This window comes from Variovorax sp. dw_308 (assembly GCF_019207085.1).
Lineage (GTDB): Bacteria > Pseudomonadota > Gammaproteobacteria > Burkholderiales > Burkholderiaceae_C > Variovorax.
Window position 1 is genome coordinate 1 of sequence record NZ_JAATOM010000025.1, and the last position, 16674, is coordinate 16674.

13 protein-coding genes are annotated in these 16674 nt (G+C 64.6%); 9 read left to right on the top strand and 4 right to left on the bottom strand.

The window, feature by feature from the left end; genetic code table 11:
- Window positions 1–3663: autotransporter outer membrane beta-barrel domain-containing protein (locus HCU76_RS30390; RefSeq protein WP_218511318.1), on the top strand; the 3663-nt coding region annotated here is incomplete at its 5' end.
- A 201-nt stretch (window positions 3664–3864) separates the two neighbouring features.
- On the opposite strand, the gene HCU76_RS30395 is transcribed toward HCU76_RS30390, so the two are convergent.
- Complete coding sequence (locus HCU76_RS30395; RefSeq protein WP_218511319.1) at window positions 3865–4722, bottom strand: TetR/AcrR family transcriptional regulator; 858 nt, start codon at window positions 4720–4722, stop codon at window positions 3865–3867.
- Between HCU76_RS30395 and HCU76_RS30400 the strand changes: the two genes are divergently transcribed.
- Window positions 4721–5269 (top strand): hypothetical protein, encoded by a 549-nt coding sequence (locus HCU76_RS30400; RefSeq protein WP_213959488.1) that lies wholly within the window; start codon window positions 4721–4723, stop codon window positions 5267–5269. The two genes, HCU76_RS30395 and HCU76_RS30400, sit on opposite strands and share 2 nt — an antisense overlap.
- Before the next feature lie 42 nt (window positions 5270–5311).
- Window positions 5312–5773, top strand: a complete 462-nt coding sequence (locus HCU76_RS30405) for a hypothetical protein (protein WP_213959487.1) — start codon at window positions 5312–5314, stop codon at window positions 5771–5773.
- A gap of 141 nt (window positions 5774–5914) precedes the next feature.
- On the opposite strand, the gene HCU76_RS30410 is transcribed toward HCU76_RS30405, so the two are convergent.
- On the bottom strand, window positions 5915–6832 hold the full coding sequence (locus tag HCU76_RS30410; protein WP_218511320.1) for a LysR family transcriptional regulator: 918 nt from the start codon (window positions 6830–6832) through the stop codon (window positions 5915–5917).
- Window positions 6833–6943: 111 nt separating this feature from the next.
- On the opposite strand from HCU76_RS30410, the gene HCU76_RS30415 reads away from it, so the two are divergent.
- Genes HCU76_RS30415 through HCU76_RS30425 form a run of 3 tightly spaced genes read left to right on the top strand, consistent with a single transcriptional unit; the run spans window position 6944 to window position 11067 of the window.
- Window positions 6944–7933, top strand: coding sequence for a tripartite tricarboxylate transporter substrate binding protein (locus tag HCU76_RS30415; protein ID WP_218511321.1), 990 nt, complete (start codon window positions 6944–6946; stop codon window positions 7931–7933).
- A 27-nt stretch (window positions 7934–7960) separates the two neighbouring features.
- The gene (locus tag HCU76_RS30420; protein WP_218511322.1) at window positions 7961–9655 is read left to right on the top strand and encodes a carboxylesterase/lipase family protein; all 1695 of its coding nucleotides are present in this window, start codon (window positions 7961–7963) and stop codon (window positions 9653–9655) included.
- A gap of 17 nt (window positions 9656–9672) precedes the next feature.
- Window positions 9673–11067, top strand: coding sequence for a dipeptidase (locus HCU76_RS30425; protein WP_218511323.1), 1395 nt, complete (start codon window positions 9673–9675; stop codon window positions 11065–11067).
- Between the two features lie 40 nt (window positions 11068–11107).
- Here HCU76_RS30425 and HCU76_RS30430 read toward each other — a convergent pair whose 3' ends face one another.
- Window positions 11108–12133, bottom strand: a complete 1026-nt coding sequence (locus HCU76_RS30430) for a TIGR03118 family protein (RefSeq protein ID WP_218511324.1) — start codon at window positions 12131–12133, stop codon at window positions 11108–11110.
- 538 nt (window positions 12134–12671) lie between these two features.
- Here HCU76_RS30430 and HCU76_RS30435 point away from each other — a divergent pair.
- Together HCU76_RS30435 and HCU76_RS30440 are read left to right on the top strand one after the other, a co-directional pair.
- A complete protein-coding gene (locus tag HCU76_RS30435) occupies window positions 12672–13118 on the top strand; it encodes a cytochrome c (RefSeq protein WP_218511325.1) in 447 nt (148 codons plus the stop codon).
- 178 nt (window positions 13119–13296) lie between these two features.
- Window positions 13297–15093, top strand: coding sequence for a PQQ-binding-like beta-propeller repeat protein (locus tag HCU76_RS30440; protein ID WP_218511378.1), 1797 nt, complete (start codon window positions 13297–13299; stop codon window positions 15091–15093).
- 19 nt (window positions 15094–15112) lie between these two features.
- On the opposite strand, the gene HCU76_RS30445 is transcribed toward HCU76_RS30440, so the two are convergent.
- Complete coding sequence (locus tag HCU76_RS30445; protein ID WP_218511326.1) at window positions 15113–15727, bottom strand: carbonic anhydrase; 615 nt, start codon at window positions 15725–15727, stop codon at window positions 15113–15115.
- A gap of 387 nt (window positions 15728–16114) precedes the next feature.
- On the opposite strand from HCU76_RS30445, the gene HCU76_RS30450 reads away from it, so the two are divergent.
- On the top strand, window positions 16115–16666 hold the full coding sequence (locus HCU76_RS30450) for a flavin reductase (RefSeq protein WP_218511327.1): 552 nt from the start codon (window positions 16115–16117) through the stop codon (window positions 16664–16666).
- The last annotated feature ends 8 nt before the right edge of the window (window positions 16667–16674 follow it).

Genomic DNA, 16674 nt, shown 5'->3' on the forward strand with positions numbered 1-16674 from the left:
GTGGGCGGCAGCGCGGGTGCCGGCGGCAACGGCGGCAGCGCCACGGTGACCAACAAGGGCACGATCGTCACCAACGGCGCCGACTCGGACGGCATCCTGGTGCAGAGCGTGGGCGGTGGCGGCGGGCTGGCAGGCAAGGGCTCGTCGACCGCCGGCACCGCGGCAACGCCGGGACAGACGGCCGCGGCGCTGTTGAGCAGCGTCACCAACGGCCTGGGCGTCGGCAAGGGCGTGACCCCGATCGCGGACAAGGTGTTCAAGGTCGGCGACGGCATCCTGGCCGACGTCAACAACGTCAAGGAGGTGCAGAAGGCGCTCGGGGTCGGCGGCGACAGCAGCGATGGCACGCTTTCGGTGGCCGCGACCGGCGATGACAACGACAGCGGCATCGCCAAGGGCATCCAGCTGGGGCTGACGGTCGGCGGCAAGGGCGGCGGTGGGGGCAGCGGCGGCACAGCCGGCGCGAGCAACGCCGGCAACATCCTCACCGCGGGATCGCGCGCCGACGGCATCATGGTGCAGAGCATCGGCGGCGGCGGCGGGGTCGGCGGCGCCACCACCTTCTCGGGGACGCTCGGCCAGAACTCCACCGGGAACGCTTCGCTGGCACTGGGCGCGAACGGCGCCAATGGCGGTGCCGCCGGCACGGTCACGGCGGCCAACGCGGCCGGCGCGTCGATCATCACCTCCGGCATCATGGCCCACGGCATGGTCGGCCAGAGCATCGGCGGCGGCGGTGGCGACGCCGGCATCCAGGGCAATACCGGCGGCGCGCTCGCCAACCTGTCGGTCGTGGTGGGCGGCAGCGGCGGCGCCAGCGGCGCCGGCGGTGCGGTGACGCTGGACAACGAAGGCGCCGTGCAAACGCAGGGCAGCTATGCGAGTGGCATGGTCGCGCAGAGCGTCGGCGGCGGCGGCGGCACCGCCACAGTTCTGAGCAGCAATGCCGTCACCGCCAGCATCGGCTCGATGCAGCTGAGCCTGGGCGGGCGCGGAGGCAAAGCCAGCGATGGCGGCGCGGTCACGGTCAACAGTGCGCAGACTGGCAGCGGCCTGGCCCTGCTGGAAACCCAGGGCCAGGGCAGCGTGGGTGTGCTGGCGCAGAGCATCGGCGGTGGCGGCGGCTCGCTGCAAGTCAGCGACGGCACCACGGGCACGCTGCCGGGCACGCTGACCCTGCCCCTGACGCTGGGCGGTGGAGACGGCGCCAGCGGCAACGGCGGCGCCGTTACCGTGAATCTGGGCAGCGCCAGCAAATCGGCCCTCATCAGCACCGGGGGCCAGGACGCGCACGGTGTCGTCGTGCAGAGCATCGGCGGCGGCGGCGGCCTGGTGGCCGGCGCCTCCAACACACCGGGGGCGCTGGCGACGCTGTTCGGCGCGGGCGCGCACCAGGGCAACGGCGGCGCCGTGGCGCTCAACCTCCAGTCGGCCAATGTCAACACCAGCGGAGACGGTGCCACGGCCCTGTTCGCGCAGAGCATCGGCGGCGGTGGCGGCCTGTTCGGCGCACTGTCGCAGTTCACGCCGGGCAGCACGATCCAGTCGACGCCGGTGAGCACCTCGGGACAGGGTGGCAACGTGAACGTGAACCTCAACGGAGCGGACATCACGACCTACGCCGCGCGAGCGCACGGCGTGTGGGCGCAGGCCTTCGGCGGCGGTGGCGGCGTGATGGGCTCCAGCGATGGCACGGGCGTGACATTCGCAGGAGCGTCCCCTTATGCGGGGTGCAGCGGCAGTGCCTGCACCGGCGCCATCAACGTCGCATTGACCAACGGCGCGTCGATCAATGTCAACGGACCGCAGTCGTACGGGGTGTACGTGCAAAGCCGCGGCAACGGCGTCAACGACACCACGATCAGCCTGGACAGCACAAGCGCGATCGAGACCTCGGATCCGACGGGCATCGCGATCTTCGTGGACGGCGCAGGAACCAACACGATCAAGAACTCGGGGGTGATCGTCGCCAACGAAGGCAACGGCGTGGCGCTGGCCGGCAACCAGCCAGCCAACCTCATCAACGACACGAACAGCACCTTCAGCGGCTCGATCAAGCTGCCCAAGGGGAACAGCGCCTTTTCCAACATGCCGGGCGCGACCTTCAACGCAGGCGACACCGTCGACCTGGGCGCGGGCGGCCTGCTGAGCAACGCCGGCACGCTGACGGTGGGCGGTGCCCACATGGCCCAGACCAACGTGCACGGCCAGTTGCAGCAGACCGCCAGCGGCCGGACCGTGATCGACGTGGACACGGTCGGGCGGCGCAACGACAGCCTCGTGGTCGACGGCAGTGCCAGCCTGGCCGGCACGGTGCTGCTGCATCCGACCACCCTTTCGCCCACGAGCTTCAACGTGCTCAGCGCCAGCGGTAGCCTGACGACCGACCCTGCACTGCGCGTGCAGGACGGCGGCGGCAACCTGCTGTTCGGCTACGGCACGACCGTCAGCGGCAATGGCGGCGCCGCGGCGGCTGGCGGCTTGTCCAAGCCCGATGCCGGCGGCGCCACGCTGAGCGTGACGCCCTACTCCAAGCTCGGCACGGCGGCTGTGCAGGGCGGCCTGGGCGCCAACCGCAACGCGCTGGCGATGCACCTCGACGCTGGCTTCGGCGGCGGCACCACCCCGGCGCAGGGGGCCGTGTACGCCCAGCTCGCCACGCTGGGCTCGCTGCCGGCCTACTCCAACGCCCTCGACAACCTCTCGGGCGAGCTCCTGCAAAGCGCCAACATCACGCGCGTGGCCAGCAGCGTGACGCTGGCCGAGCGCATGAACACGGCGCATTGCGCGGGCCGCGGGGACATGGGCGAACTCGCGCCCGAGGCCGACTGCAACTGGGCGCGCGTCACCGAGAGCAGGACCAGCCGCGACGGCACCGCCGACGAAGCGGGCTTCGGGATGTCGAACTCCGCGCTGCAGGCCGGCGCGCAGCGCCGCATCGCCGAAGGATGGTTCGCCGGCGGCGCGGTGTCTTACGACAACACCCGGCTGCATGCCAACGGAGTCGACCAGAGCGTCGACGGCTCCAGCGGCTCGGTCGCCGGGGTGCTCAAGTACCAGACCGGGCCGTGGACCTTCTCGGGCTCGGCCGACCTGGGCTACGGCAGCTACGACAGCACGCGCCACATCGCCTTCGCGCAGACCGTGGCGCAAGCCAAGGGCGATTTCCACATGTGGCACGCCGGGGTGCATGGGCGCATCGCCTACGCCATGCCGATGGACGGCTTCTACCTGCGGCCCTACCTGGACCTGCATGCGGTGCGCGTGCAGACCAGCGATAACCGCGAAACCGGCGCTGGCGCGCTGGACCTGCAGGCCTCCGGCGGCGGGCAGAACTTCTTCGCGGCCTCGCCCATGCTGGAGATCGGCACGCCCGACATGAAGCTCGGCGGGATGGAGGTGCGCGGCTACGCCGCCATCGGCGCCACGCTGTCGAAGGAGAGCCAGGCCAGCGGCCAGGCGCGCCTCGAAGGCTGGGCTGCTGCGCCCGGCGTGCAGCCCTTCCAGGTGAATTCCAGCATCCCCGAGCGGCGCGGCCGCGTGGAGCTGGGCGCCACCCTGCTGCTGGGCCACGGCCAGGAGCTGACGCTGTCCTACGGCGGCGAGTTCGCCGGCGGCTTCCGGTCGAACTCGGGCACGGTGAAGTACCGCTACGTGTTCTGAACTGAGGGGGCGCGGACGCGGCGACGCGTTCGCGCCCTTCTCGCCATACCGACATCCATCCCAGTGCCCGCGACGCGCAACTCGCGGCGCACCCCGAATTCCGCAAGCGCCCCTGTTGAACCCGTCACCAGCTCGCTCGCGTCGAAACAGTGATCAGGCGTGCCCTTGCACAACGAGCGCGTACACGCATGCACTCGGGAATCACGCCCCACTCGGTGGCTTGTGAAAAATCATCTCCATGCTGGTGATGACGGCCTCCACCAGCGCCATGGGCTCCCGGATCGAATCGGCCGCAAGCGCCAGACTGGTGAGCCTTCCGTCGATCAACAACATCGACAGGCCATGGACCAGGCTCCATCCGCTCGCCATGGCGATGACTTGTTGCGCTTCGAGCTGCCCGAACGGACGCAACGGTGCGCCGGGCACCGATGAGGGCTTGCCAAAGACGCCTGCCAGTGCGCGTGCCGAAATGCCCACCGCCTCTGCCAGGGCAGGCCGATTGAAGTCGAGCATGTCCTGGCGCGACATCAATCGAAAAAGGTCGGGGTTGTCCACGCTGAACGAGATGTAGCCACGCGCGATGGCCTGGCGGCGCGGCCTTCCGGATTCGTGCCCCTGGGCACTTGCTTCCATGCACGCCGCGAGCCTCAAATGACCGCGCGCGCCCAGCTCGCTGCACAGCCCGACCATGTCCCCGAAGTGATGCTTGAACGCCGTGTGCGACACGCCTGCTTCCCGGGCAACGCCGCGCACCGTGAAGTAGGCCAGCCCGTCGCGCCGCAACACGGCCTCCGATGCTTCCATCAGCGCGGGAACCAGCGATCCATGGTGGTAGTTGTTGCGCCGTGGCGTACTGGGCTTGGTCAAGATGCAGAAGGATTTGAAGTTCTGGCTGCAGCACGCGAAAACCACGCGCACCGCATCGCTATCGAAAGGAATATTGACACCGGAAGACCAGACTACCACAATCTTTCCAGTGGATAAATAAGCGTGCAGGCGTTTGGCCGTCCGCGCTTCGCAGGTCTGAAACCTTTCCAGTTCCTGGGAGAAATCGATCATGGGCATCGTTCTGTCGTTCGCGCCGTTCATCGCCTTCGCACTGGTGGACCGGCTGATCGGATCCACGGCTGGCTTGCTGGCCGGCGCGTTGGTGTCGGCGGCATTGATCGCGCGAGATCTGGTCGGCAAGCGTCGATCTCCCCGGATGCTGGAACTGGGCTCGCTGGTCCTGTTCGGCGGGTTGGCCGTCTACGCCGCGCTGGCGTCGCCTGACTGGTCGGTCGTCGGCGTGCGGCTCAGGGTGGACTGCGGCCTGCTGCTGATCGTCGTGGCGTCCCTGGTGGTGAGGCGGCCTTTCACGCTTCAGTACGCCCGGGAGCAGGTGCCACTGGAGTACTGGAACACGCCTGCGTTCCTGAAGACCAACGATGTGATCTCGACAGTGTGGGCCCTGGCCTTCGTCGTCCTCGTAGCCGCAGACCTCGTGATGCTCTATCGGCCGGACGTGCCCATGCGCGCCAGCATCGTCGCGACCATTCTGGCGCTCTACGGCGCCATCAAGTTCACCACCTGGTATCCGAATCGCGCATCGCGGGCCGACGCTTGAGCGGAGACAACCCACCTGTTCCATTCATCAACCGAAGAACCCATGGACCTTGCGACACAAGAAGCCATCCTCGAGGCCGCCAACGGCTCGAGTGAAGGACGCCTCCATCTCGGGCAGGTCATCGGCCTGCTGATGCAGGCGGGCGTGGAGTCATATATTGCTGCCATCTTGTTCCTGTTCAGCACGGCTGTGGCAGCCCAGACCGCGAACTGCACGCCCGACCGCGACGGGCGCATGGTATGCCCGCAGCCCAACGCCAGCTGCCTGTCGGATCGCCTCGGCGATGTGGTCTGCTCAAGGCCCGGTGGGGGTATCGCAGTGGATCGCTATGGAGTGGCCGCGTGCGGTCCGGGCGTTTGCGTTGCGGATGCCGAAGGTGTCCTGTATTGCTCGGGCTCACCGCAAGGCGCGGCGTCGGTCGGTCGCGATGGCAAGGCGGTCTGCACGGGCACTTGCGTGGCTGCCAGCGCACAGGCCTGCGTCAAGCCGGTCGCAGCGAATTAGCGACGGGGCTTGCGGCAATCTTTGCTGGGGGCGCTCGCAATCTGTGTCGCGGAAGTCCAAGAGATTCCTGGGCAAAAGGGGCTGATCTCCGCGACTAATTGTGAGCGCGCCGTTCTCAGAGCCTGGATACTGACAAATGACTCAGGTCGCCGGATCAATCTTCGCGAGTTCAAGGCAAATATCGCGAACCACCTTGAGTGCAGGCGCCTCTGTGCGCCCTTCCAGCGTAATGAAAGCCAGTTGAACGCCCAAGCCGGCGTCTGGATTTAGTTTGATCTCCACGACTTCTTTCTTTTCCAGGAGCGCGCGTGCAGCTCCTATGACGCCCAGAAATATCGCATCGCTATTTTGCACGGCCTCGATCAATGCGCCGATTTCGTCCGATGAAATGTGAAGCCATTTTTGCGGGTTTGCGCTCGGACCGTAGCGCTCGACGAGAATTCGAGCTACGTCGTCACTGACATTTGTCGAAATTATCGGGTAGCGCGTGATTTCATCGAACGAAATTGCAAGACCATCTGGCCTGACCAGCGGATGACCACTTCGACAGACAAATCCAGAGCGCATCGTGGGCAGGAGTTCAATGTGTAGATCATCGCGCGGCACAACCGCACGATAAGTCAATACAACTGCGTCAATTGCACGGGCACGAAGCGCAGCCAGCTGCATATCTGCAGCGCCACTGCGAATCTGCAAGCTGACCTTGGGATAGTCGGTCAGCATCTTCGTGAGAAGGGGCGCTGAAAAAAGCGCACTGGAGGCGCCCCCCAGCCCAAGTCGTACCAAGCCCGCATACCCTTCAACGAGAAGCGCGGCAGTGCGCTTCAGCTCGTGAGCTTCCATCGAAATGCGCTTGGCACGCGCGACCACCATTGCGCCAAACGGAGTCAGTTCGTTTCGCTTGCCGATGCGGTCGACCAGCGGAAGGCCAAGTTCCTGCTCCAGCATCTGAATGCTTCGACTGAGAGCGGGCTGCGTCACGTGCACTTTCTCGGATGCACGACTGAATGACCCGGTGTCGGCCAGCGCCAGCAGATGGTTGAGCTGTTGAAGGTTCATGCGGCAGGATCATAAGCACAACTCATGATAATGAGAAAAATAATACATTGGACGCCAATTCACGGGGTTCGTAGCATCCGTCGCACTACTTTTTGTGACTGAGGATCCCCGATGAACAGGCTCACTCGATGGCTCTGCGCAGCAGCGCTAATGACATTTTTCGGCTCGGTATCGATGGCGGAGAGCCGCTATCCGTCCAGAGTCGTTTCGATGATGGTTCCCTATGCGGCTGGAGCCGCCAGCGATTTCACGGCGCGCGCCTTGAGCGGGCCGATCGCCAAGGACCTGGACGGTCAGGTCATTGTTGAAAATCTTGGCGGCGCCAGCGGCGCGATTGCTGCCAACAAGGTGCTTGCCGCAGCCGCGGACGGCTATTACCTTTTCCAAGGCTCGCCGAGCGAGCTCATCCTGCCGACGCTTGTCAATAAGAGCACGCGCTACAAACCGGAAGATTTCCAATGGGTCGCACCTGTGGCCGTGTCACCACTGATCGTGGTAGTCAGATCGGATTTACCGGCTCACTCGCTCGATGAGTTGGTGGATTTGGCGAAGGCAAGAAAAGACGCACCACTTTCTTATGGAACGCCAGGAGCAGGAACGCTGTACAACCTGCTTGGCGAGCTGTTCATCAAGAAAACCGGTGCCCAGATTACCCATGTGCCATACAAGGGAGGCGCCCCGCTCATCCAGGATTTGATTGGCGGGCAACTCGATTTTGCGTTCATGCCATATCAGGCAATTTATGCTGACTACGCGAAACAAGGACGCTTGCGTGTCATTGGCGCGCTTTCGTCTGGAAAGAGCCTACCGGCTCCATTCAACTCCGTTCAATCAAGCGCAGAAAGCAAGGCACTCAAGGGCTTTGATTTCACGATCTGGACTTCCTATGTCGTAAAGAAAGGAACTCCCCGCCCGATTGTGGAACGCCTCAACGCGGCCATTTCGGCCTCGCTCAAGGATCCACAGGCCCGTTCGTCTCTTGAATTGCAGGCCAAGACTGTATTCGAGCCGATGACCGTCGAGGCCGGCGAGAAGTTCTATGCAAGTGAAGTCGAGCGATACAGGCAGTTGGTCAAGACGACTGGCTACGAATTGCCGTAATTCCACCTGAAACGAAAGAGACAATCAATGAAGCAGATCAATTTCGCGCTCCCTGCGATCGCCGCAACGCTCGCACTGACAGCATGCGGCGGCGGTGGAAGCAGTGGTTCCGCCGGATTTGGGCTCGTCCCGCCCGTTGCCGCCGCTCCGGCGGTGGCAACCCCGACCGCACCGACTTCGACGCCACCCGCTGAGCAGGCGCCCAACATCGCCGTGACGACCGAAGGGACGGTCGCGGGCGTAGCAGGAACGGACTCCGTCACCTTTCTGGGCATCCCCTACGCGCAACCGCCAACAGGCAACTTGAGGTGGGCACCGCCCCAGCCGCCGTCCGCGCACAGTGCCGTCCTTCAAGCAATAAAGTTCGGCAGCGCTTGCGCCCAAGGTCCGGGCATCGAGCCGACCTCGTCCGAAGACTGCCTTTACCTCAACGTGTGGAAGCCCGCAGGGGCAAAACCCGGCGACAAATTGCCGACGATTTTCTACATCCACGGCGGTGCTTTCACCCTGGGCTCGGGCGCGCAAGGCCCTGGCACCCTGGCGAGCAGCGGAGTCGTCGTGGTGAGCATGAACTACCGTCTGGGCGCGCTCGGGTTCCTGGCGAACAAGGCGCTGCGCGCGGCAAACAAGGACGGCAGCCTCGGAAATTTTGCGTTGATGGACGAACTTGCCGCGCTTGACTGGACGAAGAAAAACATTGCGGCGTTCGGCGGCGACCCCGGCAACGTGACGCTCTGGGGACTCTCTGCCGGGGGCACCCAGACCTTCACCCTGGTGCAGTCGCCGAAAGCAAAGGGACTCTTCCAACGCGCGGTCATGGAGAGCGGCGGATCTGGCGAGTACTCCAATCCGACCATGGACAGTTCACTTGCAGTCGGTGATACCGCCGTCGCGAACCTGGGCTGCACCAATGCGGCGGATGTTGTCGCCTGTCTGCGCGCCGTGCCGGTGTCTGCCTTGCTGGCGCAAGGGGGACTCAAATGGCGTCCGACCGTCGACAACCAGATCGTGACGCAGGTGCCCGCGCGGGCCTTCGAGACTGGCAATTTCAACCAGGTGCCGGTCATGATCGGTGGTGTCTACGACGAAGGAACGATCTTCGCGGACACCACGGAGACGGCGGCCAACTATGGGTTGTATCTGCACTCCCTGGCCCCGACGGGATACGACGCGACGAAGCTCGATGCGGCGTATCCGGGCGCCAGTTTCGCAGTGCCCGCGCAAGGCTATGCACGTGCCTTGGGTGACTCGTTGTATTCGTGCGCAAACAGTTCTCGTCGCACGGCCCTGTCCGCCTGGGTGCCTGTGTACGGCTACGAATTTGTCGATCCGCAGCTCTCGTTCCCGGCTGTCGCCCCCACGGCTTTCTACTACGGCTCTTCGCATGGCATGGACAGCTACTACCTCACCGGCACGGTCGATGCACTGGCCAGCTATCCCTATTTCGACCAGCGCAACGCCGCGCCCGATGTCGCCACGATGGCTCAGCGCAAGGCGCTGTCGGTCCAGGTGATGACCTATCTGCTCAACTTTGCGAAGAACAGCGACCCCAACGGGGACGGTCGAAATATCACGACGCACTGGCCGCGCTTCACCGGGCCGAGTGACCGCACGATCGTCAGCTTCACATACCCCTCGGTCGTGGCGACAACCAATGCGTTCGAGCAGGCGCACCAGTGCGACACCGTGTGGGGTCCCGCCGTGTTCCCTCCCCTTTACTGAAACTGGCTGAAAACCTCATGACCGAACAACTTGTCATTGCCCATCTCGTCGCGCGGCAACCAGCCATCGTGGACTGGCTGAAGACCTTCTTGCGCATCCCCAGCGTGAGCGCCGATCCCGCATATTCCTCCGACATGGCGGCTGCGCGCCTGCTCTTGCTCGAACGACTGCGCGAGATCGGACTGAGCGGGGTTCGCCTGCTGGATGGAGGCGGTGAGCCAGCGGTCTACGGGGAATGGAATGGCGCGCCAGGCAAACCGACCTTGATGGTCTACGGCCACTACGACGTACAGCCCGCCGACCCCGTCGAGCTCTGGCGCACCCCGCCATTCGAGCCGACCGAAATCGGCGACCGGCTGTATGCGCGCGGAACATCCGACGTCAAGGGCTCGACCACCATCGCGCTCGAAGTCGTTGCCGCATATCTTGCAGTGCAGGGCGGGTGCCCCGTCAACATCAAGGTGTTCCTGGAGGGTGAAGAGGAAACAGGCAGCCCCACGTTGCGCTCGATCGTCGAGCGCCATCGCTCGCTGCTGATGGCCGATGCCGTGTTGTCAGCCGACGGGGGCCGCGCCAGCGCGATGGTGCCGACAATCAATACCGGCGCTCGTGGAAATGCACAACTCGAAGTGCGCTTGCGGACCGCGGACAAGGACCTGCACTCCGGGCGATACGGCGGCAGTGTGAGAAATGCGTTGCACGAGATGGCGCGGCTTGTCACGTCGCTCCACAACACCGATGGCAGCGTGGCTGTCGAAGGTTTCTATCTTGGCTCGGCACCACCGACGCCGAAGCAGCGTGCCGACACGGCCGCCTTCCCATACGACGAAGCTGCTTTCTTTTCGGACGTGGGCGGCAGCTCTCATGGTGAGGTGGGCTTTACGCCGCGTGAACGCGTGACTCTGCGCCCGGCATTGGACGTCAACGGTCTTTGGGGCGGCTACACGGGAGACGGTGGAAAGACGATCGTTCCCTGCGAGGCCGGTGTCAAGCTGACCGTACGGGTCGTCGAGGGACAGGATCCTCCGGCCGTCCTTCAATCGATCCTGGACCATCTGCGACAGCATTGCCCGAAGGAATGCGCGCTGGACATCGTGGCAATGAACGACGGATCGCCCGCCTCGAGCCTTGCCCCTGATCATCCACTCGTGCGCGCCGCGGAGGCGGTTCTCGAGCGGGAGACCGGCCATCGGGCCATACACGTTCGGCTCGGCGCGACCGTGCCGATCACGGCGATCTTCAAGCAGACATTGGGTATCGACACCTTGATGTTCGGCTACAACCTGCCCGACGAGGATGTTCACGCACCCAACGAGTTCTTCAGGTTGAGCTCGATTCAGGATGGCACGCGCGCGTGGACAAAGCTCTTCGCCGAACTCGCGAACTATTCGCCTGCGGCATTCGTACGCTGATCCGCCACGCGTTCGAGTGAAGTGTGCTCGGCTGATCGATTCAGTTCGCATCAATGCGGCCATAAACCCCGTGAGACTCGCCGTTGGGCCCGGCGGCGAAGAACAGGGTCGTCTTGGGCTGGCTGTCGAGACCGTTGCCGAATGCGATGCCCCACAGGCCGTCGATCACCAGCGGCGCGCCGGTGCCATCCGACAGGGTGCCCAGCATGGCGCCGGTGTTGGGGTCGTAGGCATTGATCTTGCCGTCACCAAAATTACCCACCAGCAGCGCGCCGTTGAAGGCGCCGAAGCCGCTGCCAGGCGCCATCGCCATGCCCCAAGGCGCGTTGAGTGCGCCGCCCGCCCCCACCAACTCCCTGATGAAGGTGCCGGCAGTATCGTAGACGTCGATGAAGCCAAGGCCGGCACCGTCCACCTCGTCATGGGCGTCGGCATCCTGCATCGCGTAACTCACGTAGATCAGATTGCCCAGGGCCTGGATGCCGAAGGGGGCAAAACCGGCAGGCAGCGCCGGGTCGTGAAAGGCTCCGCTGGCGGGGTTGAGCTGGAAGCTGCCGTTGAACACGTCAACTGCACCGTTGTGGAAATCGGTGGCATACAGCAAGTTGGCGCCCCCCGAACTGCCGATGGCCAGACCTTTGTAGACCTTGCCCGCGCCGCTGCCGTCGTAGACCGCGAGGGCTGCGGTGGAATCGACGGCTGGCGACCATGCGGCCAACATGCCGCTTTCTGTCGCAAACACGAAGGGGCTGGCGCCGCTCTTGCCGCCGCTCGTCAGCGTGAAGTCGGTGCTGCTGCCGTTGAAGACGATACCGGTCGGGCTCGGCGGGGTGCTCACGACGAGCGATTGCGGCACGCCATTGCCGTCATACAGGGTGGAGCTGTCCGTGCCGTTGTCGGCCACCCAGACGAAGCCTTTCGGGTTGAAGGCGATCCCCCAGGCATTGACCAGATGGGTGTCGCGATTGGTGGCGCTGTACGCGCTGAGGGCAACGTCGGACACCAGGGCGGTGGCGCTGAAGCCGCCAACCATGGCGGGCGCGGCCGCGGGTGTGGGCGTGACCATGGGCGCCGGCGTAGCCGCAGGGATGAAAGCCCCGTTGTTGCCGCCGCCGCCGCAGCCTGGGAGGGCCAAGGCGATGAGCGAGCCGATGAGAAGTGGCCTGCGCGGTAATGAAGTGTTCATCGTTGCTCTCCACGGTTGGTCGTTGCGGTGCCGCGCCGAACAGCACCGGACCGTGAATTCCCGCGGAGGCCGCCGGGGTTCACTGCGTGGAAGTAAGAAAAAGCAAGCGCCAGCATCGACGCGAGAACGGTGCGCCCCCTGCTGCGCCGGGCTCATGAACCCCTCTGGACAGGGGCCCACCGCGGCTGGCCGCGACCGGGAGTGTTGCAGTTGCGCTCGCCAAAGGCCGTGGCAGGCGACACGCGGAACCCGTGCCCAGGCTTCATGGGTATTGAACCGATCGCGCGTTTCCGGGAATGAACGTTCCGCCTCCAGCGCGGAATGAACCGCGCCGTGGGCTGTCTCCAGTCCCGAACCGCAGCGAATCGAAACCGGTGGGCGCCGTACTCCGCGGTGCGCGAACAAGAAGGACCAACGAATGAAGACCCTTGCTCCCCTCATCCTGGTCGCCACTTGCGGCGGCTTTTCCATGTCGGCCGGCGCGCAGTTCGCCAAGACCGAAGATGCCATCAAGTACCGTCAGAGCGTGATGTTCATCCAGGGCCAGCATGTCGGCCGTCTGGGTGCCATGGCCGCCGGCAGGGTGCCCTACGATGCGACGGCCGCGGTGGCCAACGCCGAGGTTGTGGCCGAAATATCGAAGCTTCCCTGGGCCGGATTCGGGCCCGGTACCGAAGGCGGCAAGGCCAAGCCGGAGATCTGGCAGGAGCAGGCGAAATTCAAGGAGCTCAGCGAGAGGTTGATGTCCGACACCCAGAAGCTCCAGGTCGCCGCGAAAGCCGGCAACCTCGACGCACTGAAAGCCGCCATGGGCACGTTGGGCGAGTCCTGCAAGTCCTGCCACGACACCTTCAGGAACAAGTAGCCCCCAGGCTGCCCGCAGCGCGCGCGACCCTTGGCAATAGCTGCGTGGCGTTCTCGCGAGGCCGCCGACCCAACTGGACCGATTGAGGAGTCCAATGTCGAACTGGCGCCCGTCGCTTGAGCGGCGGCGAAAGGGCTATGTCTGCACCACCTTGAAACCGAACGTCAAACTGGATGCCATGCGAACGCCGCCACTCTCCCGCCTTTTCGTGCTGCTGGGCGCGCTGTTTCTTTGCGCCACGATCTTCCTGAGTTGCAGTGGAGGCGGCGGCGGAACTCCAGGCATCGCCAGCACCGTTGCCAGCGGTTCGGGCGGCCCGACGCCCGCAGCGGTCGGCGGCGGCCCAACGCCCGCCGCGGGCAGCGTCAGCCCGACGACCGCAGCGGGCGGCGGCAGCACCACCGGCGGGACTGGAAGCACGAGCGGTACCGCCACCTCGCCGGTCGGCGCCGCGGTGTCCGCGGCCGCCGATGTCGTGACCTACCACAACGACATTGCGCGCACTGGCCAGAACCTCCACGAAACCATCCTCACGCCCGCGAACGTCAACGCAACGACCTTCGGCAAGGTCGGCTTCTTTACGGTCGACGGCAAGGTGGATGGGCAGCCGCTTTTCGTCGGCGCGCTGGCGATGGCCGGCGGCACGCACAACGTGCTGTACGTCGTCACCGAACACGACAGCGTGTTCGCGCTCGATGCCGACACCGGCGCGCAACTGTGGAAAGCATCGGCACTTGGCGCTGGCGAGACAACCAGCGACGATCACGGCTGCGGCCAGATCACGCCCGAGATCGGCATCACGTCGACGCCGGTCATCGACCGCTCACGCGGGACGCATGGCACCATCTTTTTCGTCGCGATGACGAAGGATTCCGGCGGCGGCTACCACCAGCGCGTACATGCGCTCGACCTCGCGACTGGCGCCGAACAATTGAACGGACCGACCGAGGTCGCCGCGTCGTATCCGGGTAGCGGTCCGAACAGTTCGAACGGCCGCGTCGTGTTTGCGCCGTCGTCCTATGCCGAGCGCGCGGGGTTGCTGCTGCTCAACGGCGTCGTCTACACGACGTGGACCTCGCATTGCGACGGGGGCGCGTACAACGGCTGGATCATCGGCTTCAGCGCGGACACGTTGCAGCAGGCGTCCGTACTCAACGTCACGCCGAATGGTGCGCGCGGATCGGTCTGGATGAGCGGCGCCGGCCCCGCATCGGATGGCTCATCGATCTACCTGCTCGACGCGAACGGCACGTTCGATACCACCTTGAACGCCAGCGGCTTTCCTGCGCAAGGCGACTTCGGAAATACCTATCTGAAACTCGGCACGAGCGGCGGGCTGTCGGTCGCGGACTACTTCGCGATGTCGAAGACTGTTCAGGAGTCCAACGCGGATGAAGACCTCGGCTCGGGTGGCGCGCTTGTGCTGCCGGATCTCGCGGATGCGAGTGGTGTTGTTCGTCATCTCACCCTGGGAGCGGGCAAGGACAACATCATCTATGTGCTCGATCGTGACTCGATGGGGAAGTTCAACGCTGCTGGCGACAACATCTACCAGGAGATTCCTGCACAGCTGGGCGGCGGCGAATTCGGCATGCCGGCGTATTTCAACAACACGATTTATTTTGGCTCCGTCAGCGATCACTTGAAGGCGTTCAAGATTGCCGATGCGAGGTTGTCGGCGACGCCGTCCAGTCAGACAGGCATGACTTTTGTTTTTCCCGGCACGACACCGAGTGTGTCGGCCAATGGGTCTGCCCAAGGCATCGTGTGGGCGGCCGAGAATGGCAACGTTGCGGCGCTGCATGCGTTCGACCCCGGCAATCTCGCTACCGAGTTCTACAACAGCAATCAGATGGGTACGCGTGACCAGTTCGGTGCGGGGAACAAGTACATCACGCCGATGGTTGCCAATGGGAAGGTTTATGTCGGGACCACGAATGGAGTCGCTGTTTTTGGTCTTCTACCGAAGGGTTGATGAAGTCCCGTAGCCCGCGTCAGTCCAGGAAGCGGACCCGGCCCGACTCGAGGTCGTAGACCGCACCGATCAGCTTCATTTCCCCCTCCGCGAGTCGCGCCTGCACTTCCCCCGTGCCGAGAAGCGCATGGACCGTGTGACGCACGTTGGCCTCGACCGCAGCGTGCAGCAAAGCCTCATGCGGCAGCGACGCATCGAGATCGTCAAGAGCCGGCCCGATGTTTTCGAGCAGGGCCTCGATCCGGCTCTGTTGGGCGAGGCCATGAAACCTTGAGCCGATCGCGGCATCCACGGCTCCGCACCCTTCGTGGCCCATGACGACGAAAAGCGGCGTGCGCAGATGCAAACCCGCGTACTGCAGCGTGCCCAGGATCGCGGGCCCGAGCACATTGCCCGCCACGCGAATGACGAAGAGCTCTCCGAATGAGGCGTCAAACACGAGCTCGGGCGGCACGCGGCTGTCGCTGCATCCCAGTATCGTGGTGTGGGGATGCTGGCCTTTCGCGAGGTCCGCGAGGACCTCCTTCTGCACGGTCGGGAAGCGCGCAAGGCCGTTGACGAAACGCTCGTTACCCTCCTTGAGGCACGCAAGCGATTCTTCCGCGGTGAACGAGTGTGGATTGCTGGCTGCCAAGATTCGAGCTCTCCGAAGTTGCTCGGGAATGCTACCCAACGATGTGGCCAAGGCCAAGTCCGGGCGGCCGACGCTTCTTGCATCTCGTCAAATCACCGATGCAGATGACGGAATCGACGCAGAGACTCGCCGAGATGGGTGGTGCATAAGCAACTCGCGAAGCGTTGCTTCACTCGAAACGCGGCGCGCATCCGTGCATGCGCATCACTGTTTCAGCTGGGTGTAAACCGACGTGGATTGAGGCGCTTCTGCCCCCTGCGCAGCGATCCGGGAATAGTGTGTATTCCGCTGCAGCGGATGGTGCCCGCCGGCCCGTCCTCCTACCATTTCCCTCAGCCACAGAGCGCCATTCCGGCCTCTGTCCCAGCGAACCTGAGGAGTGCAGCCATGACCCACGACGCAGTGATCGAAGCAGTCACCCAGACTTTCGAATCAAGCATCTCCGATGCCGAGTTCCGCGAAGCCCTCGCCCATGCCGTGACAGCGGTGACCATCGTCACCACCGATGGTCCCGGCGGCATGGCCGGCGTGACCTGCTCGGCGGTCGCCTCCGTCTGCGCGGACCCGCCGACGCTGCTGGTGTGCATGAACCGCCGCAGCTATGTGAACAGCGTGGTCAAGGCCAACGACGTGTTGTGCGTGAACTGGCTCAGCGCGCACCAGCGCAGCACGTCCGACCTGTTCGCCGGCGTCGGTGGCGTGCCGATGAAGGAGCGCTTCGAGCAAGGCAACTGGCACACGCTGTCGACCGGCGCGCCCTACAGCGAAGACGCACTCGTCGCACTCGATTGCCGCGTCGTCAGCGCAATGGAAGTCGGCACCCACAGCGTATTCCTCGCCCGCGTGCTGGCGACGACGACGCACACCGCAGAGCACCGCGATCCGCTTGTCTATTGCAAGCGCTCCTATGCAACCACCCAGCCGACAGCTCACGCCTGAGCCAACGG